We start from the raw sequence: 25013 nt of genomic DNA on the forward strand, positions 1-25013 counted from the left end.
GGGCGGGGCCCGGCAGGGGACCCGAAGCCGGCCGGTGGGAAAAACGCGGGATCGGGATGTGAGTAAGCCCTCCTCCGGACATCGGGCAGATCTTCGACCCGGGGACTCAGCCGGTCACGGCGCTGAGCGCCGCGACGAGATAGAGGCCGCCGGCGAAGGAGACCACGACCCCGGCGGCGGCGGGGACCCAGGCCAGTGCCGTGGAGGCCCGGGACCAGCCGCGGGCTCGCCGGGTCAGCAGCGCGTACCCCCGGATCGTCACCACTCCCACGCCGGTCAGGGTGAGGGCCATCCCCACACCGAAGGCGGCGACGACCACGACGGCGTCGAAGGCCCGGCCGGTGAGCAGCCCGCTCATCAGGACGACGAAGGCCGACGGGGAGGGCAGCAGCCCGCCGGAGAGGGCGAGCGCGAGGAGACCCCGGCGCGACCAGGGATCGGTTCCGGGCTCGACCTCGTGGCCGTGCCCGTGGCCGTGCCCGTGGCCGTGCCCGTGACCATGCCCATGCCCGTGACCATGTCCGTGGGGGGTCGGCAGCCGGTTTCGGTCGCGTTCCCGCAGGTGGCGGTAGGTGAGGTGGGCCCCGACGCCGATCGTGACCAGTCCGGCCGCGACCTGCATCCAGGCGGTGACGTTCTTCGTGCCGAAACTCGCGGCGCCGCTCAGCCCCACCCAGGCGAACGCCAGCACCAGCACCGAGAAGGTGTGCATCAGCGCCACGATGACCCCCAGGCGCAGCGCGTCGCGGTAGCCGCCCCGGGTGCCGACCAGGTAGGCCGCCGTGACGCTCTTGCCGTGGCCGGGGGCGACCGCGTGCAGGGCTCCGGCGACGAGCGCGACGGCGAGGATCGCCCAGAAGACGCCCCTGTCGTCGAAGAGCGAGACGAACCGGCTCTCGAAGCCGCCGAACTCCGTCACGACCGCCCGCCCGTCCCGCGCCGCCTCCACACCACGGCGAACACCCCCGCCCCGGCCAGCAGTACGGCGGTCCAGACGACGACGGCCGTCCCCGGGGGCATGCCGCCCCCGCCCGTACCGGAGAAGGTCAGGCGCCGGGTGCTCTCGGCCCCGGTGAGAAGCGTCTGCCCGGGGTTCGCGGGGGTGTCGGCGACGAGCATCGTCCGGTACGCCTCGTTGAGGTCGGTCAGGGTGGCGACGGTGACGTCCACCTGCGTGACCGGGCTCCGGCAGTCGAAGACGAACCGGGCGCCGTCGCTGACCAGCGCCCGGAGCTCCTCCAACCGGCTCTCACAGCGCCGGCCGCCCTGAGCCACCGCGACCCGGTCCAGCAGGTAGGCGCGCAGGGCCGGTGACCGCTCCAGTTTCTGCTCGCCGGTCAGCTCCGTCGACACGGTGCCGGTGGCCGGGTCCTCGAACGCCCCGAGCGACTGGCCGAGGGCGACCCAGTCGTCCTCCGCCGCGAACCACGAGATGGTCACGCGCGAGCCGTCGGCCCCGATCCGCGCGGTGGACGGCGGCCCGAAGGGGTGGGCGGCGGCGGCCGGCGCGGCCCAGCCGCCCAGGGCGCAGACGAGCAGCACGCCCGCCAGCACGCGGGTGCGGATTCTCAACGGATCTCCTGTTCGCATGATTCCGGCACGGCGCCGGGATGACGCTCATGACGCCGGTGCGGCGTCGGTTGTGATGCTCATGACTCCGGTACGGCGCCGGTATGACGCTCATGGCTCCGGCGCGCCACGCCGGTACGGCCCGGGCGTGGCGCGCCGGTACCCCGGGCGCCGGTACCCCCGGGGCGCGGGGCCGCCGTCACGGCCGCCCCGCGCCCCGGGGGGTCACTACCTGGTGACCGTGATGACCGGGCTGGTGATCTTCTGGTTGGCGCTGTCCAGGTACACCACGTAGGTGTCGCCCTTCTTCGCCTTGCCCGGCAGCCTGAAGGTGTAGGTCAGGCGGCCCAGCTCGTCGGCGGTCCGGACGCCGATCGCGTCGTCCCTGTCGTGCCCGTGCCCCCTGTCGCGGTCGCTCGCCTTCCGCAGGTAGACGGACACGCGCTCGCCCGGGTCGTAGCCGTACGCGGAGATCTTGAGCTCGCCGCGCGTCCCGACGGTGGTCCTGTCGACGGTGACCTGCTCGCCGACGGTGTTCTCCGGGGTGCGGACCTCGTTGACCGTGCGCTCGCCCGCCTTGTTCTTGCGGATGACGAAGCCGTCGTGGTGCTCGCCGTTGGCGTAGCGGGCCTCGAACGTGATGCGGTCGGACTCGACGTCGATCAGCTGGTAGAGCTGGGTGTTCTCGCTCTTGCTGACGACCTCGGCGCCGTTGCCGGTCCAGTTCTCGCCGTTGTTGAGGGCGTACATCTTGCCGCCGGAGACCGACACGACGTAGGCGACGCCGTTGTTGACGGTGACCGACTTGCGGGCGGTCGCGACGTTGCCCCGGCCGTAGGAGTGGTCGTGGCCCTGCAGGACCAGGTCCACGCCGTACTTCTCGAACAGCGGGCCCCACTGGTCACGTACGGCGGGGTTGTTGCGGGTGCCGGTGGTGGAGTAGACGGGGTGGTGGAAGGTCACCACCGTCCACCTGTTCGGGTTGTCCTTGAGCAGGCCCTCCAGCCAGGTGGCCTGCGCGGCCATCAGGGCCGGGACGCCCTGCACGTTGGAGTCCAGGCCGATGAAGCGCACGCCCTGGTAGTCGACGGTGTAGGCGGTCTGCTTCAGCTCGGGGTTGCCCGGCCCGTTGTCGGGATAGGGGAACTGCGGCCGCCAGAAGGTGGACAGCCCGCCGCTGTACTCGTGGTTGCCGGGGATCGAGATGTTGTTGACCTGGCTGTCGATGAAGCCGCCGGCCTTGTACCACTGGCCCCACTGCTCCTCGCTGTTCGCGGAGTCGATGAGGTCACCGGCGTTGACGATCATCTTCGCCTGGGGGCGGTCGGCGAACGCCTGGCGGAAGACGCGCGGCACCGCCGAGTCGATGTAGTTCTGGGCGTCACCGTAGTAGATGAAGGAGAACGGCTGCAGGCCGGCCGCCGCGGTGGTGAAGTCGCTCCACTCGGCCCAGTTGGTGCCGTCGCCGACCCGGTAGGTGTACCGGGTGTTCGGCTTCAGGCCGGTGAACTCCACCGTGTGGTAGATGGAGGCGTACCCCAGGGTGGTGTTGACCGGGGTGGTGGTGGAGGCCTTGACGTTGACGACCGCGCCCGCGGCCGGCGCGACCGCGCCGAGGGCGCGCGGGGCCTCGAGGATCTCCGCCTGCGCCGACTCGGCGTCCGCCACGGCCCGCCAGGTGACCTTCTGGCTGGTCGACGGGGTGGTGGTCGGGGTCAGGATGACGCGGTCGGGCATGGGGGAGGGCTTGTGGATGTCGGCGGCGGGGTACTTCGGCGGCGCTGCCGCGCCGAACGCCACCGGGCCGAACGCCAGGCCGCCGAGGAGCAGCACGCCCGCGCCCGCCGCCGTCAGCTTCGTTCGCCGCGATCCGGTGGGCCGGGGCATATTGACTTCGCCCATCATGAGCTCTTTTCCGGGGGAGGAGTCACCGTCCACCGAGGGAGTGCGGTGGACGTCCGTATTGATCCAGAAGGGATCATCAAATGCCTGTATTGAGCGTGGCGTCCGGATGAACATGTCCTCTCGGGAACCTGGGAGCCCGGCCCTACCACCGATTCGGGAACCTGGGAACCCGGCCGTACCACCGATGTCGCCGGAAGTCCGCGCGCCCGCCACCCCCCGTTGCCCGTACGTTCCGCGGAGCGCGCCTATGGTGTGGCCGACCAGCCGTCGAACAGCGGAATCGCTCCCCGGGTGAAGAGCCGCTTCCCGAGGAACAGGACGTCCCGTTGACCCTCACCCGCCAGGCCGGCACGCGGCGGCCCGCCCGTCGCTGGGCCCTGATCCTCGGTCTCGTGGCGCTCGGGACGCTGCTCCCGCCGCCGACCACGACGGGGGCGGCGGGGACGACCGGGCCGAGGATCAAGGACGAAACCTTCGTCACCGCGCGGACGAGCGGGATCCTGCACATCGAGGCGGGGGAGTGCTTCACCGATCCGGCCTACTCCGAGGAGGCCGCCGAGGTCGTCGTGCTCTACACGCCCTGCCACGAGCGGGCGGCCAACCAGGCGTACGGCTTCGTGCACGCCCCCGAGGGCGAGTGGGACCGGGCGGCGCTGAGCGCGTTCGCGTGGCGGAGCTGCGGTCGGGGGTTCGACAGCCACTGGAGCGGCGAGGCGGCCTCGGGGCTGCGGTTCTATCCGATCCTGCCGACCCGGGAGACCTGGGCCGGCGGCGACCGCGACGTCATGTGCGCGGTCTACAGTCCCGACGGCCCGATGGACGGGTCCGCGCTCCCCGTGGCGAGATGAACTCACATCGGGGGTCGTGACGCGGGTCAGAGGGCGGAGGGCAGCCATCCCCTGGCGGCCGCGAGGTATCCGGCCTGGAACCGGCTGCGGGCCTCGAGACGCTCCATCAGCTCGGCGGTGACGCGGCGCAGGGTGCGCACCGAGACGTCGAGCCTGCGGGCCACCGCCTCGTCGGTCAGCCCCGTCGAGAGCAGGCGGAGCACCTCGCGCTCCTGGGAGCTGAGGCCCTTCTCGTCGCGCCTGCGCTCCTCGCCGAAGGGGACGGCGGCCCCCCAGGTCTGCTCGAACAGGGCGATGAGGGCGGCGACGACGCCCGCCCCGCGCAGCAGGACCGCTCCGGCGCCGCTGTCCGCGGGGTCCGTCGGGAGCAGGGCCACCCGGCGGTCGAAGATGAGCATGCGGAGCGGGAGGCCGGGGGTGGTGCGGACCTGGCCGCCGTTCCCGGTGAGCCAGGTGGCGTACCCGCTGGTCGCCTGGTCGTTGCGGACGCTGTCGGGGTAGATGACGCGGATCGCCACGCCGCGCTCGGTCAGGGCCTCGTCCAGCGGGCGGCTCGCCGCGAGGTTGTCCGAGGTCTGGGCGCTCTTGGGCTCGAATCCGAGCAGCTCCTGCCGGCACCCGGCGACCAGCTCCTCGATCTTGCCGCGGATCGCGTCGATGCCGACGAGCGTCTCGGAGTCGTCGCCCGAGCGCACCGGGTGCTGGTCGCCGTAGGCCGCGATCATCTGGGCGACGGCCGTCCGGCTCCGCTCGATCTCCTGCTGCTTGGCCAGCAGCGCGGCCTCCTCCCGGGCCAGCAGCGCGGCCAGCCCCACCTCGGGGCGGACCAGGCGCAGCACGTCCGGCTCCTCCCACGAGGGGCGCAGGAGCGAGAGCTTGGCCAGCTCGTCCAGGGTGGCGCGGATCCGGTGGACCGGCCATCCCAGCTCCAGGCTCAGCTCGGTCACCCCGTAGGAGGGGTTCTCCAGGATGGTGCGGTAGACGGTTTCCTCGGCGGACCCGATGCCAAGCAGCATGAGCACGACCCCTCCACGGTTCGAGCTTGACCGAGACGCGATCCGACGGGCGAAACCCACGACGATCGCAGTCTGAAAGTAGCCGGGCGCAGTGATGACGGGGTTATGCAATCGCCCCGTTTTCTCCTGAGGTGTTCTGACCTTTTGTGGACGCGCTGATTTCTCCTGAGGTGTTCCAGCCATTCGCGGATCCTCCGGAAATTCGGGAGGCGCCGTCCGGAGGCGTCCTTTCGGGATCTTCGAGAAGTCGGGACCTTCGAGAAATGGCGGGGCGTCGTTCGGGCGGCGTTCATCCGGAGGTCTCCCGGAGGTCCGCGGGGCGCCATTCGGCGGGCGTTCCCTTGGGATTTCCGGAGGGCGTCCCTTCGAGGATCTCCCGGGGGCCGCGAGGCGCCGTCCCGGGAGTGCCGGCGCGGTGGCATGATCCTGCCACGCCATGGACCTGCCAGGGGAAACACCTGGTGGAATCGCCGCGCGCGAACCACGGTCGATTCATGTATCTCATCAACGCGCGCCTGCGCGCCCCAGAGATCGAAGGCCGTCCGGCCCCGCCCGCCGGACGGATACCCGCGCGTGAGCTCCGGCGGCTGCTCCTGGTGCTGGCGGAGCCCGCCGAGGGGATAGAGCACATCTACGGCGAGGACCATCCCGCCGGGATCCAGCTCGGACTCTTCATCCGCAGGCGCACCCTCGACGAGGCCGAGAGCGCGGCGGCGCGGTTGTGCCTGCGCGCCCTCGGCACCGTGCCCGAGCTCGCGGGCTGGTCGCTGGTGGCCTGCGGCACCGACCTCGACCTCGCGCTCGAGCGCCTCGCGGCGTTCGACGAGGAGGCCTGTCAGCGTCCTGCCATTGCAGCGCGCTGACAGCCTCCAGGCCTTCCGGAATCCACCTCGATCGACCAAGAATCGAAGTGTCAGAACGAAACGGGAAATGTCCGGGAAAGCTAGCCGGGACAGCACCCGTGAAATAGGAAAAGGGCGCCGAGAATCGCCGGCCGAAAGGAAAGAAGAACAATGGGTACCACGCTCCGTTCAACCGCCCCCGTCCTCGGCGCCCCCTCGCTCACCGCCGTTCCCGTCGCCGCCGCCGTGACCGGAGCCAGGGCCGGCCTCGCGGTCACCGCGGCCCTCACCCCGTCCGGCGGAGCCGGCTGGCAGTGAGCAGACCAGGAGAAACCCAAGAAAACCATTCGTCACGGGCACAGCGCCCGAGAAGTCGTCCGGGAGGCGACCACCGTGAAGCATCAGGAAGTCGAGTTACTCGCCCTCGGCGCAGGGCCGTCCAACCTCGCCCTCGCCGTGGCCCTCGAAGAGCTCGCTCCGGAGCTGGCCACCAGAACGCTGATCATAGAACAGCACGAGAACGTGGTCTGGCAACGGGGAATGCTGCTGCCCTGGACCCAGAGCCAGGTGTCCTTTCTCAAGGACCTCGTCACGTTGAGGAACCCGCAGAGCAAATTCTCCTTCGTGAATCACCTGCATTCCGTGGGAAGGCTCGGTGAATTCGTCAACCTGGGCAGTTTCACCCCGTACAGGATGGAGATCTCGAACTACCTGCTCTGGGTGGCCGAGTCGCTCACCCAGGTGCGCATCGAGTACAACCGGCGCTGCGTGGGGGTCGAGCCGGTCCTGTCCGCGGACGGCGGCGTCGAGAGCTGGATCGTCCGGCTCGCCGACGGCTCGACCATCGGCTCCCGCACCCTGGTGGTCGGCGCGGGCCGCGACGCCCACATCCCCGAGGTGTTCGGCACGCTCCCCCGCGAGCGGATCATCCACAGCACCGAGTACAGCAAGGGGATCGCCGGGCTCGACCACGAGGCCCCGCACCGGGTCGCGGTCATCGGCGGCGCGCAGAGCGCGGCCGAGATGCTGTGGGCCACCCACCAGAACATGCCCAACGCCCAGTGCACGATGGTGATGCGCTCCATCGGCCTCAACGGCTACGAGAGCAGCAAGTTCACCAACGAGCTCTTCTACCCCTCCTTCGTCGACGAGTTCAACCGGTCGCGCCCCGAGGCGCGGCGCCAGCTCCTCGGGGAGATGCACCGCACCAACTACGCGGGCCTGTCGCCGGGCCTGCTGGAGAACCTCTACCGGCAGATCTACCTGGAGCGTCTCGTCGGGCAGGAGCGGATCCGGATCATCACGATGGCCGAGATCGCCGCGGCCAGGGTCGAGAACGACGAGATCGTCCTCACCCTCCAGGACAGGAAGAGCGGCGGCTACGACGAGCTGCCCTGCGACGTCCTGCTGCTCGGCACCGGCTTCGACCGCCGGATGCCCACGCTGATCCGCGACCTCGCCGCCAGGGCCGGCCTCGGCGAGATCGGCGTCGACCGCTTCTACAAGCTCTCCCTGCCCGTCGGCTCGGACGCCTCCTGCTACCTGCAGGGCGTCAACGAGGACACGCACGGCATCGCCGACTCCCTGCTCAGCACGCTGGCCAACCGGGCCGAGGAGATCGTCTACGACATCCAGGGCAGCAACGCCGCCGCCGAGCTGCTGACGCCGTTCGCCCTCCCGGTCGCCTCCTGATCACCTCCGAACCCTTCGAGGAGAACCCCCGTGGACCTCCGTTCCTATGACCCTGCCCACCTGCGCCAGGACAACGGCCTGCTCGCCAAGCGGCTGCTGCCCTGGGAGACGCTGAACGCCCCGTTCGAGGGGGCCTGGTGCGTCATCGAGCCCGGCACCGCCTCGACCAGGCACGCCCACCACGAGTACGAGATCTTCATCGCCGTCTCCGGCGAGGCCGTCCTGGAGAGCGAGGGCGAGAGCTCCGCCTTCTCCGCCGGAGACGTCGTCTACTTCCCGCCCGGCACCGACCACCGCGTCGTCAACGACGGCACCGCCGCCTTCCAGATGTACGGCATCTGGTGGGACCACGACATGACCCGCACGTTCGAGACCCGCCACCAGGAGGAGAGATGACGGAGACCATCGTCATCGCCGCGACGCCGACGCCCAACGGAGACCTGCACGTCGGCCACATGGCGGGTCCCTACATCGCCGGCGACGTCTACGCCCGCTACCTGCGGGCCGAGGGCCGGCCCGTCAACTACAACACCTGCACCGACGACAGCCAGTCGTACATGATCTCGACCGCCCGCAAGCACGGCACCACGCCCGCCGAGCTGTGCGCGAAGTCCACCGCCGCCATCCAGCGGTCGGTCGAGGCGATGGGCATCTCCCTGGCCCCGATGCCGCCCATCGACGACACCTACCGCAGGACCGTGCTCGACTTCGTCACCGCCCTCCACGAGCAGGGCCGGTTCGAACTGCGGACCGTGCGGATGCCGTACGCGCGGAACGCCGGGACCTACCTGTTCGACGGGCTGGTCAAGGGCGAGTGCCCGGCCTGCCTGACCGAGAGCTGCGGCGGGTCGTGCGAGGGCTGCGGCCACCCCAACCACTTCGACGACCTGGGCGACCCGCGCTCGGTCCTCGACCCCGCCGACCCGGTGGTCTCGCGCGAGGTCACCGTCCTGGTCCTGCCCATCGAGAACTACCGGGAGGAGCTCACCGCCTACTACGCCGCCCGCGAGCACACCTGGAGGGGACACAGCAGGCAGCTCATCCGCGAGATCCTGGCCCGGCCGCTGCCCGAGATCCCGATCACGGTGCCGTCGCCGGGCTGGGGGATCGACGCCCCGTTCGCCGAGACGCCCGGCCAGATCCTCTACCCGTGGGTCGAGGCGATGCCCGCCTCGATCTACAGCACCTGGAAGGCGGCCGGCGAGCCCGAGGGCCCCGTCGACCGGGCCTGGCTCGTGGAGAGCGGCAACAGCCTCGTCTACTTCCACGGCTTCGACAACGTCTACTTCTGGGGCATGGTCGACCTGGTCATGCTGCTCGCCCACGGCGACCGCTACATCACCCCCGACACCAACGTCTGCAACGAGTTCTACGAGCTGGAGAACGAGAAGTTCTCCACCAGCCGGGGCCACCTCATCCGCGGCGCCGACCTGGTCGCCGAGGTGCCGCGCGACCTGGTCCGGTTCTACCTCGCGCTGACCTGCCCGGAGGACCAGCGGGCCAACTTCACCAGGGAGGGCCTGGACAAGGTCACCGCCCGCAGGCTGCGCGAGCCGTGGGACGCGCTCGCCGACCGCCTCGACGCCCTGGTCACCGACCCGGGGGAGGAGCTCAAGGTCACCGACGCCGGGCGCCGCCGGGCCACGGTGGTCGTCGAGAGGTTCCGCCTCTGCTACGACCTCGCCTCCTTCAGCCTGACCAGGGCGGCCGACGGCATCGTCACCCAGCTCGCCAGGCTGCTCACCGCCGAGCGCGACGAGCCCGGCGACCTCCTGCTGGAGGTGCGCACCTTCCTCGCCTGCGCCGCCCCCATCCTCATCGACGTCGCGGCCGAGGCCGAGGCGGCCGGTGTCGAGCTCACCCTCGACACCTCCGCGGAGACGATCGACGCCTTCCTGCTACCGCGACTGCCCGGGAGCCCCCGATGAAACTCCTCGCCATGGAAGCCAGACAGAACGCCACCTACTACCGCTCCCGCTACCAGCAGGTCCAGGACTACGGCGCCGAGCTCTACGTGCTCAACGGCATCGGCACCCCCGACTTCTGGCCGGAGGACCGCTACCGCGTCGTGGGCTCGCAGAACATCGACGACCTCATCACCGCGGCCAAGGAGTGGCACGAGCAGGAGCGCTTCGAGGGGATCATCACCTTCTCGGAGTCGGGCGTGACCACGGTCGCGGCCGTCGCCGAGGCGCTCGGGCTGCCGGGCGTGGGCGTCGAGGCGGCCAGGACCAGCCGCAACAAACTGCTGATGCGCGAGGCGCACGAGAAGTACGACGCGCCGCACCCGGACTTCCGCTTCGTCACCGAACTGGACGCGGCGCTCGGCGCCGCCGCCGACTTCGGCTACCCGGTCATCCTCAAGCCCACCCTGGGCGCCGCGAGCAACTTCGTGTTCAAGATCGACGACGCGGAGGAGATGGCGGAGCTGTTCCCGCAGGCGCTGGCCGGCATCGAGGGGATGTCGTGGTTCGAGATGGAGGCGCACGGCCTCGACCTCGGCCCGCACGGCCTGCTGGTCGAGTCCTTCCTCGACGGGGACGAGTTCCTCATCGAGGCCGTGGCCTGGGACGGCGAGGTCTACCTCGGCTCCATCGTGGACCGCATCACCGTCGAGGGAGGCACCTTCGACGACGACGTGCACCACGGGCCGACCTCGCTCACCACCGAGCAGGTGGCCGCGGTCCACCGCGTGGTCAGGGCCGGGGCGCACTCCCAGGGGCTGCGGCGCAGCGTGCTGCACGCCGAGGTGCGCTTCCACCGGGGCGAGCCGTACCTGCTGGAGATCGCGATCAGGCCCGGCGGCGGCGGCCTGGACCTCATCGCCGAGATCACCGCCGCGCACAACCCGATCCGCGCCGTGATGGACGTGGCGCGCGGCGCGGCGCCGCGGGTGCGGCACTACCGGCCGACCGGCGTCCACATCACCGCGATGTGCCTGATGTGCGACGCGGGCCGGATCGCCGCCATCGACGTGCCGGACGAGGTCTCGAAGTCCGAGAAGGTGTTCTTCCTCAAGATCACCGCCAGTCCCGGGGACGTCGTCCGGCGCCCGCCGGAGGGCAACAGCATCCTCGGCTTCCTGGGCACCACCGGCACCTCCCTGGAGGACGCCAGGCAGACGATGCTCGACCACGCCTCCAAGATCAAGGTCACGTTCGTCCGGGACGGAGAGGCGTCATGACACAGCTGATCGAGGAGGCGCCGGCACGGACCCTGCGCGTCGCCCGCACCCGCCGCTACCTGATGTGCCCGCCCACCCACTTCGACGTCGTCTACTCCATCAACCCCTGGATGGACCCCGGCAAGCCGGTCGACGGCTCGCTGGCCAGGCTCCAGTGGGACGGCCTGCTGCGCGCCTTCCGCGCCCTGGGCCACCAGGTGGAGTTCATCGAACCGCTGCCCGGCTACCCCGACATGGTCTTCGCCGCCAACGGCGCGACGGTCATCGACGGCAAGGTGCTGTCGGCGAGGTTCCGGTACGAGGAGCGGGCCGCCGAGGGCCCCGCCTACCTGGAGTGGTTCCGCGCCCGCGGCTACCAGACCCGCGAGGCGGTCCACGTCAACGAGGGCGAGGGCGACTACCTGCACGCCGGCCGCTACCTGCTGGCCGGCACCGGCTTCCGCACCGACATCCGCTCGCACCGCGAGGCGGAGAAGTTCTTCGGGATCCCGGTGGCGGGGCTGAGGCTGGTCGACCCGCGCTTCTACCACCTCGACACCGCGCTGGCCGTGCTCGGCCGCGACCAGATCATGTACTACCCGGGGGCCTTCTCCAGGGAGAGCCAGGGCGTCCTGCGCGTCCTGTACCCCGACGCGGTCATCGCCAACGAGGCCGACGCCGAGGTGTTCGGGCTGAACGCCGTCTCCGACGGCCGCCACGTCCTGATGCCGCCCGCGGCCACCCACCTCATGGGCGAGCTGCGCGAGCGCGGCTACGAGCCCATCGGCGTCGAGCTCTCCGAGCTGCTGAAGTCCGGTGGCAGCGCCAAGTGCTGCACCCTCGAACTGAGGGCGGCCCGCTCATGATCGACTACAACGGGCGCCGCTTCACCACCGGCGGCGTCCCCTCCGGGGAACAGCACCCGATCGCCCTGTACCGCCAGGACGGCGACCTGCTGTGGGGCGAGTTCTCCGGCGGACACGCCCGCCGGGGCAGCCTCACCGGGCTCTGCGCCCCCGACGGCACCCTCGACTTCGCCTACACGATGGTCCTCGACAACGGCTCCGTCGTGTCGGGCCACTGCCGCAGCACACCCGAACTGCTCCCCGACGGCCGGGTCCTGCTCCACGAGACGTGGGAGCGCTTCGGCGCCCACGCGAGCAGCGGCGTCTCCCTCCTCGAGGAGATCGACCCCGACACCTTCACGCTTCCCCACCAGAGGATTGAGAGCTGACAATGACCCTGAACACCATCGCCCGCCCGAACGTTGAGAAGCCCGTCAAGGGCGGCACGGTGACCTGGGCCTGCGCCCCCGGATTCCCCCCGTCGATCATCTTCCCCTTCACCCCGCCGGAGCGTTTCGGCACCCGCAACCTGCTTGAGTTCCAGATCCTGATGTACCGGCCGCTGTACTTCTTCGGCACGCACGGCACCCCCGAGGTCGACTACGACCTCAGCATCGGCGAGCCGCCGCAGTGGAGCGAGGACGGCCTCACCGTCACCGTCACCGTCAAGCCCTGGAAGTGGTCCAACGGGGAGACGATCTGCGCGGACAACGTGTTGTTCTGGGTGAACATGATGGCGGTCAAGGGCGAGCGCTACGGCGAGTACGTCCCCGGCTGCTTCCCCGACAACCTGGTCTCCTACGGCAAGCTCGCCGAGGACAAGGTCTACTTCACCTTCGACAAGGTCTACTCCAAGCGCTGGGTGCTGATGAACCAGCTCAGCACCATCACCCCGATGCCCAAGGCCTGGGACCGCACCGCCGAGGGGCCCTCCGACGCCTCCTTCGGCCTGGAGAACGTCGCCGACGTCTACGACTTCCTGATGGGCGAGAACGGCGGCGTCATCGAGGAGGACAACTCCGACCGGGTGCACTGGGCGAGCAGCCCGGTGTGGAGCGTGGTGAGCGGCCCGTGGCGGCTGAAGAGCTACACCATGGAGGGCGTCGTCACCTTCGTCCCCAACGAGCACTACTCCGGGCCGAACAAGGCGCACCTGGACGAGTTCCGGCAGATCCCCTTCATGTCCGACGGCGAGGAGTATCAAAAACTGCTGGAGGGGCCGGACGCGCCCGACGGCATCCAGGTCGGCTACCTGCCGCTGAGCTTCAGCGCCGAGCCGACCGACGACCCCACCAAGGGCGGCCCCAACCCGCTGGGCGACAACTACACGCTGGTCCCGCAGGCGGCCTTCTGCATCCGCTACATCCCGCTCAACTACAACAACCCGACCGTCGCCGGCAAGATGCTCGCCCAGACCTACATCCGGCAGGCGATGCAGCACGCGCTCGACCAGGACCGGGCGTCCCGCGACATCTACCACGGCTACGCCTACCGGCAGGACGGGCCGGTGCCCCGCTACCCGGTGAGCGACCTGGTCTCGCCCACCCTGCAGGGCGCGCCGATCCTGCCCTTCGACGCCGAGCGGGCCCGCGAGCTGCTGGAGGCCAACGGCTGGGACACCAGCACGTTCCCCGCCGTCTGCGTCAACCCCGGCGAGGGGCCCGGCCAGGCCGGCGCCGGCATCCCCGGCGGCACCAGGCTCAGCTTCTCCCTCAGGTACGCCGAGGGCCGCCCCGCGCTCACCCGCCTGATGGAGCAGTTCCGCGACGACGCCGTCAAGGCCGGCATCGAGCTGCGGCTGCAGGAGGTCTACGGCTCGGTCCTGGTGGCCGAGGACGCCCCCTGCGTCGTCGGGCCCGACAGCCCCTGCCTGTGGGAGCTGAGCACCTGGGGCGGCGGCTGGGTCTACCACTACCCGAGCGGCGAGATCCTCTTCCGGACCGACGCCGGCGGCAACTTCGGCCACTACACCGACCCGAAGGCCGACGAGCTCATCGACCGCACCCTGACCAGCGACGACCCCGCGGCGCTCTACGAGTACCAGGACTACATCGCCGAGCAGGTCCCCGTCATCTTCATCCCCAACTTCTCCCTGCGGCTGTTCGAGGTCGCCAACAACATCCGCGGCTTCGAGCCGATCAACCCCTTCGGGATGATCAGCCCGGAGAACTGGTACTACGTCGAGAACGGCGAGTGACCCCCGATGAACACCATCGCCGCGGCCCCCGTCGCCGTCATCCCCGCCCACAACCTGATGATCCTCCTGCTGCAGCTCGGCCTGCTCCTGGGCCTGGCCACCGTGCTGGGACGTCTCTCCGTCCGGCTCGGGCTGCCGGCCCTGCTCGGCGAGCTCAGCGCGGGCATCCTGATCGGGCCCTCGCTGCTCGCCAACATCGCCCCCGAGTTCTCCGCCTGGCTGCTGCCCACCGACCCGGCCAGATTCCACATGATCGACGCCGTCGGTCAGCTCGGCGTCCTGCTGCTGGTCGGCCTGACCGGCATGCACCTCGACCTGGGCTTCATCCGGCGCCAGGGCAGGAGCGCCGCCTGGATCAGCGGCTTCGGGCTGGTCGTCCCGCTGGTGCTCGGTGTCGCGATCGGGTTCATGGCCCCCTCCGAGATGATCGCCGAAGGCGTCGACACGATGGTCTTCGCGCTCTTCATGGGCGTGGCCCTGTGCGTCAGCGCCATCCCCGTCATCGCCAAGGTGCTCATGGAGATGCGCCTGCTCCACCGCGACATCGGCCAGCTCATCCTGAGCAGCTCGGTCATCGACGACGTGGTCGGCTGGTTCCTGCTCTCGGTGGTCTCCGCGCTCGCCACCGCCGGGGCGCGCACCGGGCAGGCCGCGCTCACCGCGATCGCGCTGCTCGCCGGCATCGTGGCCGTGTCGGTCCTGCTCGGCCGCAGGGTGGTCGCCGGGGTGCTGCGCCTCGCCGACCGCGGCGGGAGCGCCACCACGATCGCCGCCGTGGTGATCATGATCCTGCTCTCGGCCGCCGCCACCCAGTCGATGGGCTTCGAGGCCATCCTCGGCGCCTTCATCTGCGGCGCGCTCGTCGGCTCCTCGCCGGATCTGAAGGTCGCCAGGCTGGCGCCCCTGCAGACGCTCGTCGCCGCGGTGCTCGCACCGATCTTCTTCGCGACGGCGGGCCTGCGGATGGACCTGACCGAGCTGGCCAAGCCGCCGGTGCTCATCGCCGGCGTCGTGGTGCTGACCGTCGCCATCGCGTCCAAGTTCGCCGGCGCCTACCTGGGGGCGCGCATCGCCCGCCGTACGCGCTGGGAGGCCCTCGCGCTCGGCGCCGGACTCAACTCCCGCGGGGTGATCGAAGTGATCATCGCGATGGTGGGCCTGCGCCTGGGCGTCCTCACCACGGCGTCCTACACGGTCATCGTCCTGGTCGCGGTCGTGACCTCGATGATGGCGCCGCCCCTGCTGCGCTACGCGGCCGCCAGGATCGCCCCCACCGAGGACGAGATCGTCCGCGAGGAGTTCTTCGACACCCTGCAGGGCACCGACGGCACCGACAAGCCGCTCGCGACCACCGCCAAGGAGGCGTGACATGACCATCGACACCAGACCGCTGATCCTGGTGGTCGCGACGGGGATGCGGCACTACCGCGAGTACCTGCTGCGCTCCATCGCCACCGAGTACCGCGTCCACCTGCTGGTGGCCGCCGAGCCCGGCTGGGAGAAGGAGTACGTCACCGGCTGGACCGTCGTCGCCGACCTGGGCGACGGCCCCGCCCTGGTCACCGCCGCGCTGGAGCTCGCCGCCCGCGAGCCCGTGCACGGGGTGCTGTGCTGGGACGAGGCCACGATCCTGGCCGCCTCGCACGTCTCGCAGGCCCTCGGCCTGCCGGGCGGCGACACCGAGATGGTGCGCCGCTGCCGCGACAAGCACCTCACCCGCGTCGCGCTCGACGAGCTCGGCGTCCCGCAACCGAAGTCGCTCGCCGTCTCCACGCTCGACGAGGCCCTGGCCGCGGCCGACAAGGTCGGCTACCCGGCCATCCTCAAGCCGCGCGGCCTGGGCGGCAGCCTGGGCGTCATCAGGGTCGAGGACCCCGAGGAGCTGGCGGAGCGGTTCGCCTTCGTCCACGACCTGCACGTCCCCGGCGGGGCGACGTTCGAGGTCCCCGTCCTGGTCGAGGAGTTCGCCGACGGACCCGAGGTCAGCGTCGACGCCGTCGTGCAGGGCGGCGTGGTGACCCCGCTCTTCCTCGGCAGGAAGGTCCTCGGCTACGAGCCCTACTGCGAGGAGGTGGGCCACTTCGTCGACGCCCAGGACGAGCTGCTGCAGGACCCGGAGTTCCGCCGCGTCCTGCAGGACACCCACACCGCCCTCGGGTTCACCGACGGATTCACCCACACCGAGGTCAAGCTCTCCTCCCGGGGGCTGCGCGTCATCGAGGTGAACGCGCGCCTGGGCGGGGACATGATCCCCTACCTCGGGATGCTCACCACCGGGATCGACCCCGGCCTGGCCGCCGCCGCGGTGGCCTGCGGCCGTACCCCCGCGCTCGCCCCCGAGCGCAAGCTCGTCGGCGGCGTGCGCTTCTTCTACGTCGCCGAGGACGACACCACGATCGAGTCGATCGAGTTCGACGAGGCCGGCCTGCCCCCGGAGATCGACCGGGTCGTCCCGGTCGTCGCCGCGGGCGCGACCGTCTCACCACCGCCCAAGGGCACCCTGTGGGGGCGTATCGCCTACGCCACCGCGCTGTCCCCGACCGTCGACGAGTGCCGGGCCGCGCTGGACGCCGCCGAGGCGCACCTGAAGGTGAAGGAAGCAGCATGACCGCCGTCATCGAGAACGAGAACAACGTGTCCCCGACACCACCGGACAAGCCGGACGACGGGGTGTTCGCCACCCTGCGGGAGTCCCCGCGCGCCGTCAGGGCGCTGCTCTTCGGCGGCTTCATCAGCAGGCTGGCCGCGTTCATCCAGATCTACCTGGTGCTGTTCATGACCGACCGGGGCTTCTCCGCCACCCAGGCGGGGCTCGCGCTGGGCGTGTACGGCGCCGGAGCGGTGGTGGGCTCGCTGGCCGGGGGATCGCTTTCCGACCGGCTCGGCGCCCGGGCCGTCACCCTGATCAGCATGGGCGGCTCGGCCCTGCTGATCGTGTCCATCCTCTACGCCCCGTCCTACGCCATGATCCTGGCCGCGGTCTTCGCGGTCAGCACGGTCGGCCAGTTCTACCGGCCGGCCGCCCAGACGATGCTCACCGAGCTGACGCCGAGGCACCGGGTCGTGATGATCACGGCGATGTACCGGCTCGGCCTGAACCTCGGCATGACGGCCGCCCCGCTGATCGGCGCCGCGCTGCTGTCGGTCTCCTACAACGCGCTCTTCTGGGGAGAGGCCGCCGCGGCACTGATCTTCGGCGGGATCGTGATGTTCGCGCTGCCCAAGCGCGCCCCACGTGCCGCGCGCGCCGCGGCCAAGGCCGCGGCGGAAGCGCAGGAGGCGCCCGGGGAGGGGCGCGGCGGCTACCTCGCGGTGTTCGCCGACTGGCGCTACAGCATGTACCTGGTCGCGATGCTGCTCACCTCCGTCGTCTACTGCCAGTACACGGCGACCCTGCCGCTGGACATCTCCGCCGCAGGCATCAGCCTGTGGTGGTACGGCGCGGCCGTCTCGCTGAACGGCCTCATCGTCATCACCTGCGAGCTGGCGATGACGAAGGTCGTGCAGAAGTGGCCGATCCGGCTGACCGCGCTGCTCGGGCTCGGTCTCGTCTCGGTCGGCTACGCCATCTACGCGATCTCCCCGCTCCCGATCTGGTTCATGCTCGGCACCCTGGTCTGGACGCTCTCGGAGATCATCGGCGGACCCACCACGTTCGCCTACCCCGCCCTGGCGGGACCGGAGCGGCTCCGCGGGCGCTACATCGGCGCCATGCAGAGCGTCTTCGGGCTCGGCACCGCGATCGGGCCGGTCATCGGAACCCTGGTGTGGTTCCAGGTGGGGCGCTCGGTGTGGCTGTGGGCGGCCCTGCTCTCCGCGATCGCGACCGTGGCGGGCCTGATCGGCATGCGGGACCCGAACAAGACCGACGAGTCGCGGACCGCGACCGCCTCGGCTACATGAACGGAGGAGTGCGATGATCAAAATCGCCGTCGTGGGTGGCGGGATCGCGGGGGCGATGCTGGCCTGGCGCCTGTGCGAGGTCGTCAGGGGAAGCGCCGTCCACCTGTACACGGGAGAGCCGCACCGCAGGGCCGACGCCAGCGCCGCCTCAGGGGGCCTGACCAGGGCCTTCGAGCCCGACGCCGCCCTGTGCCTGGAGGCCGCCGACAGCCTGGCCGAGCTCCACTCGAACCGGGAGCTGCGCGAGTGGGCCTCCTACCGGGAGACCGGCTCGGTGTACCTGCTGCCCGGCCTCGGGCCGGGCACCGAGGGCCTGGTGGAGCTGGTACGCAGCCGGCTGCCCGGCTCGATCTCCCTGGTCAGCGGTGCGGAGCTCAGCACCCGTGGCACGTTCCGGGAACTGCCGGAGGGGAGCGTGGCCGTCGTCGAGAAGCGCGCCGGATACCTCTCCCCGAACGGCTTCCGCGACCGGCTCCTGGTCGAGCTCGTCAGGTCGGGCGCCTTCGTCATCGACGGGCAGGTGGACGGCATCACCGCCGAGGCCGAGGTCCGCCCGTCGGAGGGCAGCCCGGCCAGGTTCGACGCCGTCGTGGTGGCCGCCGGGGCGTGGACCCAGAGCCTTCTCGCCCGCACGGGCCTGACGGACGCGGGACTGCGCACCAAGGTGATCCAGTACGTGCTCGGCCCCTCGGGGGGCAGGGAACCCAACGCGTTCGTCGACGAGACGTCCGGCCTCTACGGCCGGTCGTACTCCGAGGAGAGGATCCTGCTCGGGCTGCCCACCGACAGATGGGACATCAATCCTGGAAGCGCGCCGACCGACCCCGTTCTCACCAGCAGGATTCTCGACGTCGCCGAGGCCAGGATCGGATACCGGCCGCCGGGGGGGACGGTCAAGGCCGTCACCGCGGTCGAGTGCTACCACCCCACGGGCGGGCTGTCGCTGCGTCCCCTGGCCAGGGGCGTCTACACCTTCACCGGGGGGAGCGGCGGGGCGGGCAAGACCGTGCTCGCCGCGAGCCGCACGGCGGCGCGAAGCCTGGTCAGGTCGCTGCGATGAGCGCGGGGACGCGACCCGTCCGGGTCGCGTCCCCGTGACCGTCGCCGGTCGCGAACGTCGCCGTGAACCCGTCCCCGAGGCCGCGCGGGCGGAGCTCAAGGGCCGGTCAGGTCGCCGCGGTGAACGCCAGATAGCAGTAGTCGTCCAGCATCTTCGCCAGGGGCCGCCCGGGACGGCCCAGCTCCACCGCCAGCGCCTGCTCGTCGAGACCCGTCTCGGAGAGCAGGCGCCGCGCCCATTCCCGGCCCGCCCGCAAGTGCGCGCGATAGGCGTCCGCCGTACGGGCCCCGTGCAGGGCGTCGGCGATGGCGGCGTCCCACGGCATCAGCGCCCGCGGGCGCAGCGCGTGCAGCATCTTGCTCGCGGCGGTCGGTCCCAGGGAGCGGGGTCTGGGCCCGGGGGTCGCCCGCATCGCCGACAGGTCCGCGTAACACTCGCCCAGCACGTCGATCTCCGCGTCGCCCAGCGCCGCGAGCGCGGCGTCCCGGCCGGGAAGGCGCTCCCTCCAGCGCTCCCACCAGGCGGCGCTCTCCGCGCAGAAGGCGTCGTGCTCGCCCTCGCGCGGGTAGCGCAGCCGGCAGCCCCAGGCGTTCAGCCAGACCAGCAGCGCCCGGCGATGGGCCGCGAGCGCGGGGTCGACCTCCGGCCCGGTCGCCAGCAGCAGCCGCTCCCACGACCTGTCGGCCGCGCCGTAACGGGCGAACTCGCCGACCGCCGTGCGCAGACCTTCCAGATCGGGCCCCCGATCGAGGGCCGTCGGTGGCGCTGTCGGGGGCGCTATCGACGCTATCGATGGCGCTATCGGTGCTGTCGGTGACGCTATCGGTGCTGTCGATGGCGCTGTCGATAGCGCTGTCGATGGCGCCGTCACCGGCGCCGTCCGGTCAGGGGCGGCAGGGTCCGGCCTCGCATGAGCGAGGCCAGCAGCCGCTCGGTGCGCTCGCTCGGCTCCACGCCCAGGTCGGTGCGCAGCCGGTGACGGCACACCTCGTACCAGCTCAGGACGCGGCCGAGCTCGCCGAGCTCGCCGTGCATCATCATCAGCGTCTGGTAGGTGGTCTCGTGGTGGGGGTCGATGTCGAGGGCCCTGCGGCACCAGTGCATCGCGGCCGGCCAGTCCTCGCGCTCCAGCGCCTCGGTGCGCAGCGCGGACAGGGCGCGCAGGGCGGTCCCGCGCATCCACTGCCGCTGCTCGTTGATCCAGTCGCCGCTCTCGCCGGAGAGGAAGTCCCCGGTGTACAGGTCGGCGGTCCGCTGGAACCACGCGATGGCGGTGTCGTGGTCCTTGTCCACCCACGCGGTCCGGCCCTGGTCGAAGGCGCGCTGGAACTCCTCGATGTCCACCCACGCGCTGTTCGTCCGCAGCACGTACCCGTGGTCCTGGTGGAGCAGGGTGAAGCCGTCCCTGTCCTCGAACTCGTTGAGCACCCGCCGCACCCCGTGCACGGCGACCTTGAGCGAGCTGGAGTGGTGTCCCTCCCGCTCCGGCCACAGCACCTCGTGCAGCCGGTCCCGGTGGACGAACCGCTCGCGGTTGACCAGCAGGTACTGGAACAGGGCGCGGGACTTGCCGGCGCGCCAGTGGGAGACGGCCTGCCCGTCGACCTCCAGGCGGAAGTTGCTCAGGCACCGGGCGATGACCGAGGGCGTGCCCTCGTCCCGCCCGGAGTCGTCGGAGCCGGATATCACCAATTCTTGAACGGACATGTTCGCTTCCCTTGGCAGGACGGACTCCACCGCTCGCGGACTCACCCGCGGACGCCGAAGCACGTCGAGTACGAGTGTGGGGCCAGCACGACCTGGACGTGGTACGGCATGCGCTCGTCGTGCATTCTGAACATGACCGTGACCTCCGGGTAGGAGGTGGTCATGCCGAGCCCGGCGAAATAGTGGTCGGTGGCGAGGACGAGACGATAGAGCCCGCGCTCCATGAATTCGTCCGTCCATTCTTTGACGTTTCCGTCGATGTCGGTCTCGCCCTCGGACACCGGCTCCCAGCCGGCACCCGAGGCGCGCTCCAGGCGAGCTCGGACGCCGGCCGCGGACCGGCCGTAGACGCCGTCAAGTGTCTGCGTGGCGATGCTCATTGAGGTTACCCATCTGCTGGTCGGGACCGCGTGACCCTTATCGCGCGGCCTCGGTCACATCAGGTTCGGGGGGAGGGCTATCCATCCGCCTTCGGCCCGCTATCCATCGGCCACCCACCACTATTCTTCCGCCCCGGATAGGCCGGATGCCGGATCAGAAGGAATCGGATAAGAGGCGGATAGGGGGCCTATTTACGTTTTGAAGCAGACAGGCGGACAGCAGTGAACAGCCTGCAAGACACGAAGAAGAGGTAAGAAAATGCGGGAAATCGTGAGCTTCAGCGCCCTCCGGATCGTCGTCTCCGCCATCGCCGTCCTCGGGTGCCTCGGTCTCACCGCCGCCGTCTCCTCCGCCGCCGACGGGGCCACGAGGACCACGGTGCTCGCCAGCAACACTCCCTGGGGCTGAACTGCGACCCCCGCCCGGCGTCATCGCCGGCGGCGGGGTCCGCCGAAGCGGTCGGAGCCGTCCAAGGCCCGGCCGCTTCTTCGCGTCTCAAACCCACCCGTTAGTCGCAAATCGGGCCAGACCTTTACAAATCCCACTGGTTCTCCCATCAGCGACGATGTATGATCCCCGCTGACGATGTTTATGCACATAAATTACCCACTGTGATCGCCGGGCATATGCCTGAAGGTCATGGTGGTGGGGTTGAGTCAATTGTTGTCTGTCCCCATGGAAATGGTCAGGTCACTCGCGTCTCTCTTACACCGACCGTGCGGTGAATTCCTGGACAGGCCGCGATTCCGTAAGGAGATTCGGTGGAGTATCGGATCCTCGGCCCCTTGGAGGTCGTCGTCGGGGCCCAGCGCCTGGATCTGGGAGCCCCTCGGCAACAGGTGGTCCTCTCCTGCCTCTTACTCGAGGCCAACCGTATGGTCACCATCGGGCGGCTGACAGACGCGATCTATGGAGAAGATCTCCCCAGCACCTCGCGCGCGCAGGTGCAGATCTGCATCTCCTCGCTGCGGCGGCTGTTCGCCGCCAACGGCGGGGCCGACGTCATCGCGACCCACCCCCAGGGATACACCCTGCGGGTCGCCGAGGGGCAGCTCGACTCCCAGAACTTCGAGAGTCTCCTGGGCCAGGCCCGCCAGGCCCGCGAGGGCCACCGCCTGGAGGAGGCCGTCAAGCACTACCGGGACGCGCTCGCCCTCTGGCGGGGCCCCGCCCTCGACGGCCAGGAGAGCCGGCTCGTGCAGGGGGCGATCGGCAAGCTCACCGAGCGCCGGATCAACGCGAACGAGGACTGCGTCGACCTGGAGCTGGAGCTGGGCAGGCACCACGAGCTGGTGGGCGAGCTCAGCGAGCTCGTCGAGGAGCACCCGCTCAGGGAACGGCTGCGCGGCCAGCTGATGCTCGCGCTCTATCGCTCGGGACGCCAGGCCGAGGCGCTGACGGTCTATCGCCGCGCCCGCCAGACGATGATCGACGAGCTGGGCATCGAGCCCAACGAGAGCCTCCAGCAGCTCGAGTACGCCATCCTCACCTCCGACGAGAGCCTCGACCCGCCGGCGCGCCAGCAGCAGTCGCAGCAGCAGCAACACCACCAGCAGCAGCAGCGCCACGGGGAGACGCAGGAGGGGCCGGCCGCCCGCCGGACGGTTCCCCGCATGCTCCCCACCGACATCGCCGACTTCACCGGCAGGATCAAGCTGGTCGAGGCCATCCGCCGCCAGCTCACGTTCGCGGCGGAGGACCGCCAGCGGCTCGCCGTCCCCGTCATCGCCGTCGTCGGCAAACCGGGCATCGGCAAGTCCACGATCGCGGTGCACGTCTCGCACAGCGTCGCCGGACGCTACGAGGACGGCCAGCTCTTCGCCGACCTGCACGGGGGGGAGTCCCACCCGGTCGGCTCCGGGCAGGTGCTCGAACGATTCCTGCGCGCGCTGGGCGTGCCGGGCAACGCGATACCCGACGGGGTGGACGAGCGGGCGGAGATGTACCGCGGGCTGCTCTCCGGGCGCAAGATGCTGATCGTCCTGGACGACGCCAGGAGCGAGAGCCAGGTGCTGCCCCTGCTGCCCGGCAACCCCGAGGCCGCGGTGATAATCACCAGCCGCAGCCGCCTCGCGGGCCTGCCCGGCGCGGCCCACCTCGACGTCGGCCTCTTCGACTCCAGGCAGTCGGTGGACCTGCTCGCCCGCATCGCCGGCGTCGAGCGGGTGCAGGCCGAGCGGGAGTCGGCGGCCGAGCTGGCCGACCTGTGCGGGCACCTGCCGCTGGCGCTGCGCATCGCGGGCGCCAGGCTCGCCGCCCGCCCGCACTGGACGATCGACCAGCTCGTGGGACGGCTGGAGGACGAGACCCGCAGGCTCGACGAGCTCAAACACGGCGACCTGGGCATCAGGGCCAGCATCTCCCTGACGTACGAGAGCGTCAGCGAGGACGCGCGCCGCCTGTTCCGGCGCCTGGCCATCCTGGAGTCGCGGCACTTCTCCGGCTGGGTCGCCGCCGCGCTGCTCGACTGCCATCCCTCCGACGCGCAGGACCTGCTCGACGACCTGGCCGACAGCCAGCTGGTCGAGACCACCGACTCCGGGTACGGCGTGCACAGCCAGTACCGCTTCCACGACCTGATCCACGTGTTCGCCCGCGAGCGCCTCGCGGGCGAGGAGGTGGTCGCCGACCGCAACGCCGCCCTGGAGAGGGTGCTCGGCGGCCTGCTCTTCCTGACCGGGGAGGCGCACCGCCGGGAGTACGGCGGCGACTACGTGCAGGTCCACAGCGACGCGCCGCGCTGGCCGCTGCCCGACCGGCTGGTCGAGAAGCTGGTCATGGCCCCCCTGCCCTGGTACGAGCGCGAGCGGCTGACGCTGGTCTCCGGCATCCGCCAGGCGGCGCAGGCCGGGTTCGTCGAGCTGTGCTGGGACCTCGCGATCAGCGCGGTCACGCTGTTCGAGTCGAGGATCTACTTCGACGACTGGCGGGAGACCCACCAGGTCGCCCTGGCCGCCGCCCGGCGGGCCGGCGACCGCCGCGGGCAGGCGGCGATGCTCTACTCGATCGGCTCGCTCTACATCGCCGAGCAGCGCTTCGGGGACGCGCGCCGGGACTTCGAGTCGGCGGCCGAGCTGTTCGAGGAGGCCGGGGACGACCTGGGGGTGGCCCTCGTCATCCGCAACATCGCCTTCCTGGACCGGATGAGCGGCCGCCTCGACGACGCCGTGGAACGCTACGAACGCGCGCTGGAGATCTTCCGCGGCACCGGCGACCAGGTCGCCTCCGCGTACGTGCTCCACAGCATGGCCCAGATCAGGCTCGACTGCGAGGAGCTCGACGAGGCCAAGCGCCTGCTCGGCGAGGCGCTGGAGCTCAGCAGGGTCGGCGGCAGCCGCCGGGTGGAGGCGCAGGTCCTGCACCGGCTCGGCGAGACCTACCTCAGGTCGGGGGAGTTCCCCGCGGCGGCCGAGGTCTTCGAGCAGACGCTCACGACCGTGCGCAACATCGGCGACCCGACCGGCGAGGCGTACGCCCTGCACGGCCTGGGCGTCACGCGGCTGCGCCGGGGGGAGCTGGTGGAGGCCGAGGCCACCCTCCAGAAGGCCCTGGAGGTGGCGACCACCGCGGGGGAGCGGCTCGCCGAGGCCAGGGTCGTGCTCGGGCTCGGCGAGCTGGCCCTCGCCCTCGACGAGACCGAACAGGCCATCGGCCGCTTCCACCAGGCCCTCGGCCTGTTCCACAAGATCGACGCGCCACTCCACCAGGTGCGCGTCCTGGTCATGCTCAGCGCGGCCTACACCGCCGTCGGCGAGACGGAGGCGGCGCGCAGCGTCTCGGAGGAGGCCCTTGAGATGGCCGACACGATGCCCGCCGCCGTCGCCGCCCGGATACGCGCCCAGCTGGAGGATTTTCCCGCCGTCTGACCTCGGGCACCCGCGAGGC

At 70.7% G+C, this 25013-nt stretch carries 23 protein-coding genes; 16 read left to right on the top strand and 7 right to left on the bottom strand.

Annotated elements, in window-relative coordinates; translation table 11 throughout:
- Window positions 1-106 precede the first annotated feature (106 nt).
- The 3 genes from ACFYWM_RS02585 to ACFYWM_RS02595 form a co-directional block, all read right to left on the bottom strand.
- Window positions 107-919 carry a hypothetical protein gene (locus ACFYWM_RS02585; protein WP_389907658.1) on the bottom strand — a complete coding sequence of 271 codons (813 nt, stop codon included), beginning with the start codon at window positions 917-919 and terminating at the stop codon, window positions 107-109.
- Window positions 916-1572, bottom strand: coding sequence for a hypothetical protein (locus ACFYWM_RS02590; RefSeq protein WP_389907660.1), 657 nt, complete (start codon window positions 1570-1572; stop codon window positions 916-918). Before ACFYWM_RS02590 ends, ACFYWM_RS02585 begins: the two co-directional genes overlap by 4 nt.
- Window positions 1573-1797: 225 nt before the next feature.
- Window positions 1798-3471 carry a fibronectin type III domain-containing protein gene (locus ACFYWM_RS02595; protein WP_389907662.1) on the bottom strand — a complete coding sequence of 558 codons (1674 nt, stop codon included), beginning with the start codon at window positions 3469-3471 and terminating at the stop codon, window positions 1798-1800.
- 329 nt (window positions 3472-3800) lie between these two features.
- Between ACFYWM_RS02595 and ACFYWM_RS02600 the strand changes: the two genes are divergently transcribed.
- Window positions 3801-4322 (top strand): hypothetical protein, encoded by a 522-nt coding sequence (locus tag ACFYWM_RS02600; RefSeq protein ID WP_389907664.1) that lies wholly within the window; start codon window positions 3801-3803, stop codon window positions 4320-4322.
- 26 nt (window positions 4323-4348) lie between these two features.
- On the opposite strand, the gene ACFYWM_RS02605 is transcribed toward ACFYWM_RS02600, so the two are convergent.
- Entirely contained in the window at window positions 4349-5338 is a 990-nt protein-coding gene (locus ACFYWM_RS02605) for a LuxR C-terminal-related transcriptional regulator (protein ID WP_389908256.1), read from the bottom strand.
- A 494-nt stretch (window positions 5339-5832) separates the two neighbouring features.
- On the opposite strand from ACFYWM_RS02605, the gene ACFYWM_RS02610 reads away from it, so the two are divergent.
- The 13 genes from ACFYWM_RS02610 to ACFYWM_RS02670 all read left to right on the top strand — a co-directional run bounded on the left by ACFYWM_RS02610 (window position 5833) and on the right by ACFYWM_RS02670 (window position 19040).
- Window positions 5833-6201, top strand: coding sequence for a hypothetical protein (locus ACFYWM_RS02610; RefSeq protein WP_389907666.1), 369 nt, complete (start codon window positions 5833-5835; stop codon window positions 6199-6201).
- A gap of 150 nt (window positions 6202-6351) precedes the next feature.
- Window positions 6352-6498, top strand: a complete 147-nt coding sequence (locus tag ACFYWM_RS02615) for a hypothetical protein (protein ID WP_389907668.1) — start codon at window positions 6352-6354, stop codon at window positions 6496-6498.
- Window positions 6499-6573: 75 nt separating this feature from the next.
- Window positions 6574-7872 (top strand): SidA/IucD/PvdA family monooxygenase, encoded by a 1299-nt coding sequence (locus ACFYWM_RS02620; protein ID WP_389907670.1) that lies wholly within the window; start codon window positions 6574-6576, stop codon window positions 7870-7872.
- A 30-nt stretch (window positions 7873-7902) separates the two neighbouring features.
- Window positions 7903-8268: a cupin domain-containing protein gene (locus ACFYWM_RS02625; RefSeq protein ID WP_389907672.1), complete on the top strand. Its 366-nt coding sequence runs from the start codon at window positions 7903-7905 to the stop codon at window positions 8266-8268.
- Complete coding sequence (locus ACFYWM_RS02630) at window positions 8265-9800, top strand: class I tRNA ligase family protein (RefSeq protein WP_389907674.1); 1536 nt, start codon at window positions 8265-8267, stop codon at window positions 9798-9800. Before ACFYWM_RS02625 ends, ACFYWM_RS02630 begins: the two co-directional genes overlap by 4 nt.
- Before the next feature lie 11 nt (window positions 9801-9811).
- Entirely contained in the window at window positions 9812-11056 is a 1245-nt protein-coding gene (locus ACFYWM_RS02635; protein WP_389907676.1) for an ATP-grasp domain-containing protein, read from the top strand.
- Window positions 11053-11901: a dimethylargininase gene (ddaH, locus tag ACFYWM_RS02640; RefSeq protein ID WP_389907678.1), complete on the top strand. Its 849-nt coding sequence runs from the start codon at window positions 11053-11055 to the stop codon at window positions 11899-11901. Before ACFYWM_RS02635 ends, ddaH begins: the two co-directional genes overlap by 4 nt.
- Window positions 11898-12269: a hypothetical protein gene (locus ACFYWM_RS02645; RefSeq protein ID WP_389907680.1), complete on the top strand. Its 372-nt coding sequence runs from the start codon at window positions 11898-11900 to the stop codon at window positions 12267-12269. The genes ddaH and ACFYWM_RS02645 overlap by 4 nt, the downstream gene beginning before the upstream one ends.
- 2 nt (window positions 12270-12271) lie before the next feature.
- Window positions 12272-14077: an ABC transporter substrate-binding protein gene (locus ACFYWM_RS02650; protein WP_389907682.1), complete on the top strand. Its 1806-nt coding sequence runs from the start codon at window positions 12272-12274 to the stop codon at window positions 14075-14077.
- Window positions 14078-14083: 6 nt separating this feature from the next.
- Window positions 14084-15445 carry a cation:proton antiporter gene (locus ACFYWM_RS02655; RefSeq protein ID WP_389907684.1) on the top strand — a complete coding sequence of 454 codons (1362 nt, stop codon included), beginning with the start codon at window positions 14084-14086 and terminating at the stop codon, window positions 15443-15445.
- Window position 15446: 1 nt separating this feature from the next.
- Entirely contained in the window at window positions 15447-16685 is a 1239-nt protein-coding gene (locus ACFYWM_RS02660) for an acetyl-CoA carboxylase biotin carboxylase subunit family protein (protein WP_389907686.1), read from the top strand.
- Window positions 16682-17980 carry an MFS transporter gene (locus tag ACFYWM_RS02665; RefSeq protein WP_389907688.1) on the top strand — a complete coding sequence of 433 codons (1299 nt, stop codon included), beginning with the start codon at window positions 16682-16684 and terminating at the stop codon, window positions 17978-17980. Before ACFYWM_RS02660 ends, ACFYWM_RS02665 begins: the two co-directional genes overlap by 4 nt.
- A 13-nt stretch (window positions 17981-17993) precedes the next feature.
- A complete protein-coding gene (locus ACFYWM_RS02670) occupies window positions 17994-19040 on the top strand; it encodes an FAD-dependent oxidoreductase (RefSeq protein WP_389907690.1) in 1047 nt (348 codons plus the stop codon).
- A 106-nt stretch (window positions 19041-19146) separates the two neighbouring features.
- Here ACFYWM_RS02670 and ACFYWM_RS02675 read toward each other — a convergent pair whose 3' ends face one another.
- The 3 genes from ACFYWM_RS02675 to ACFYWM_RS02685 are packed head-to-tail and all read right to left on the bottom strand — an operon-like array spanning window position 19147 to window position 21127.
- Window positions 19147-19911 carry a hypothetical protein gene (locus tag ACFYWM_RS02675; RefSeq protein ID WP_389907692.1) on the bottom strand — a complete coding sequence of 255 codons (765 nt, stop codon included), beginning with the start codon at window positions 19909-19911 and terminating at the stop codon, window positions 19147-19149.
- On the bottom strand, window positions 19908-20747 hold the full coding sequence (locus tag ACFYWM_RS02680; RefSeq protein ID WP_389907694.1) for a BTAD domain-containing putative transcriptional regulator: 840 nt from the start codon (window positions 20745-20747) through the stop codon (window positions 19908-19910). Before ACFYWM_RS02680 ends, ACFYWM_RS02675 begins: the two co-directional genes overlap by 4 nt.
- 41 nt (window positions 20748-20788) lie before the next feature.
- The gene (locus ACFYWM_RS02685; RefSeq protein ID WP_389907696.1) at window positions 20789-21127 is read right to left on the bottom strand and encodes a hydroxyisourate hydrolase; all 339 of its coding nucleotides are present in this window, start codon (window positions 21125-21127) and stop codon (window positions 20789-20791) included.
- A 259-nt stretch (window positions 21128-21386) separates the two neighbouring features.
- Here ACFYWM_RS02685 and ACFYWM_RS02690 point away from each other — a divergent pair, with 259 nt between their 5' ends.
- Complete coding sequence (locus ACFYWM_RS02690) at window positions 21387-21536, top strand: hypothetical protein (RefSeq protein ID WP_389907698.1); 150 nt, start codon at window positions 21387-21389, stop codon at window positions 21534-21536.
- Between the two features lie 353 nt (window positions 21537-21889).
- The gene (locus tag ACFYWM_RS02695) at window positions 21890-24994 is read left to right on the top strand and encodes a BTAD domain-containing putative transcriptional regulator (protein WP_389907700.1); all 3105 of its coding nucleotides are present in this window, start codon (window positions 21890-21892) and stop codon (window positions 24992-24994) included.
- Window positions 24995-25013 lie beyond the last annotated feature (19 nt).

Origin of the sequence: Streptosporangium sp. NPDC002721, from assembly GCF_042888905.1 — a bacterium.
GTDB lineage: Bacteria > Actinomycetota > Actinomycetes > Streptosporangiales > Streptosporangiaceae > Streptosporangium.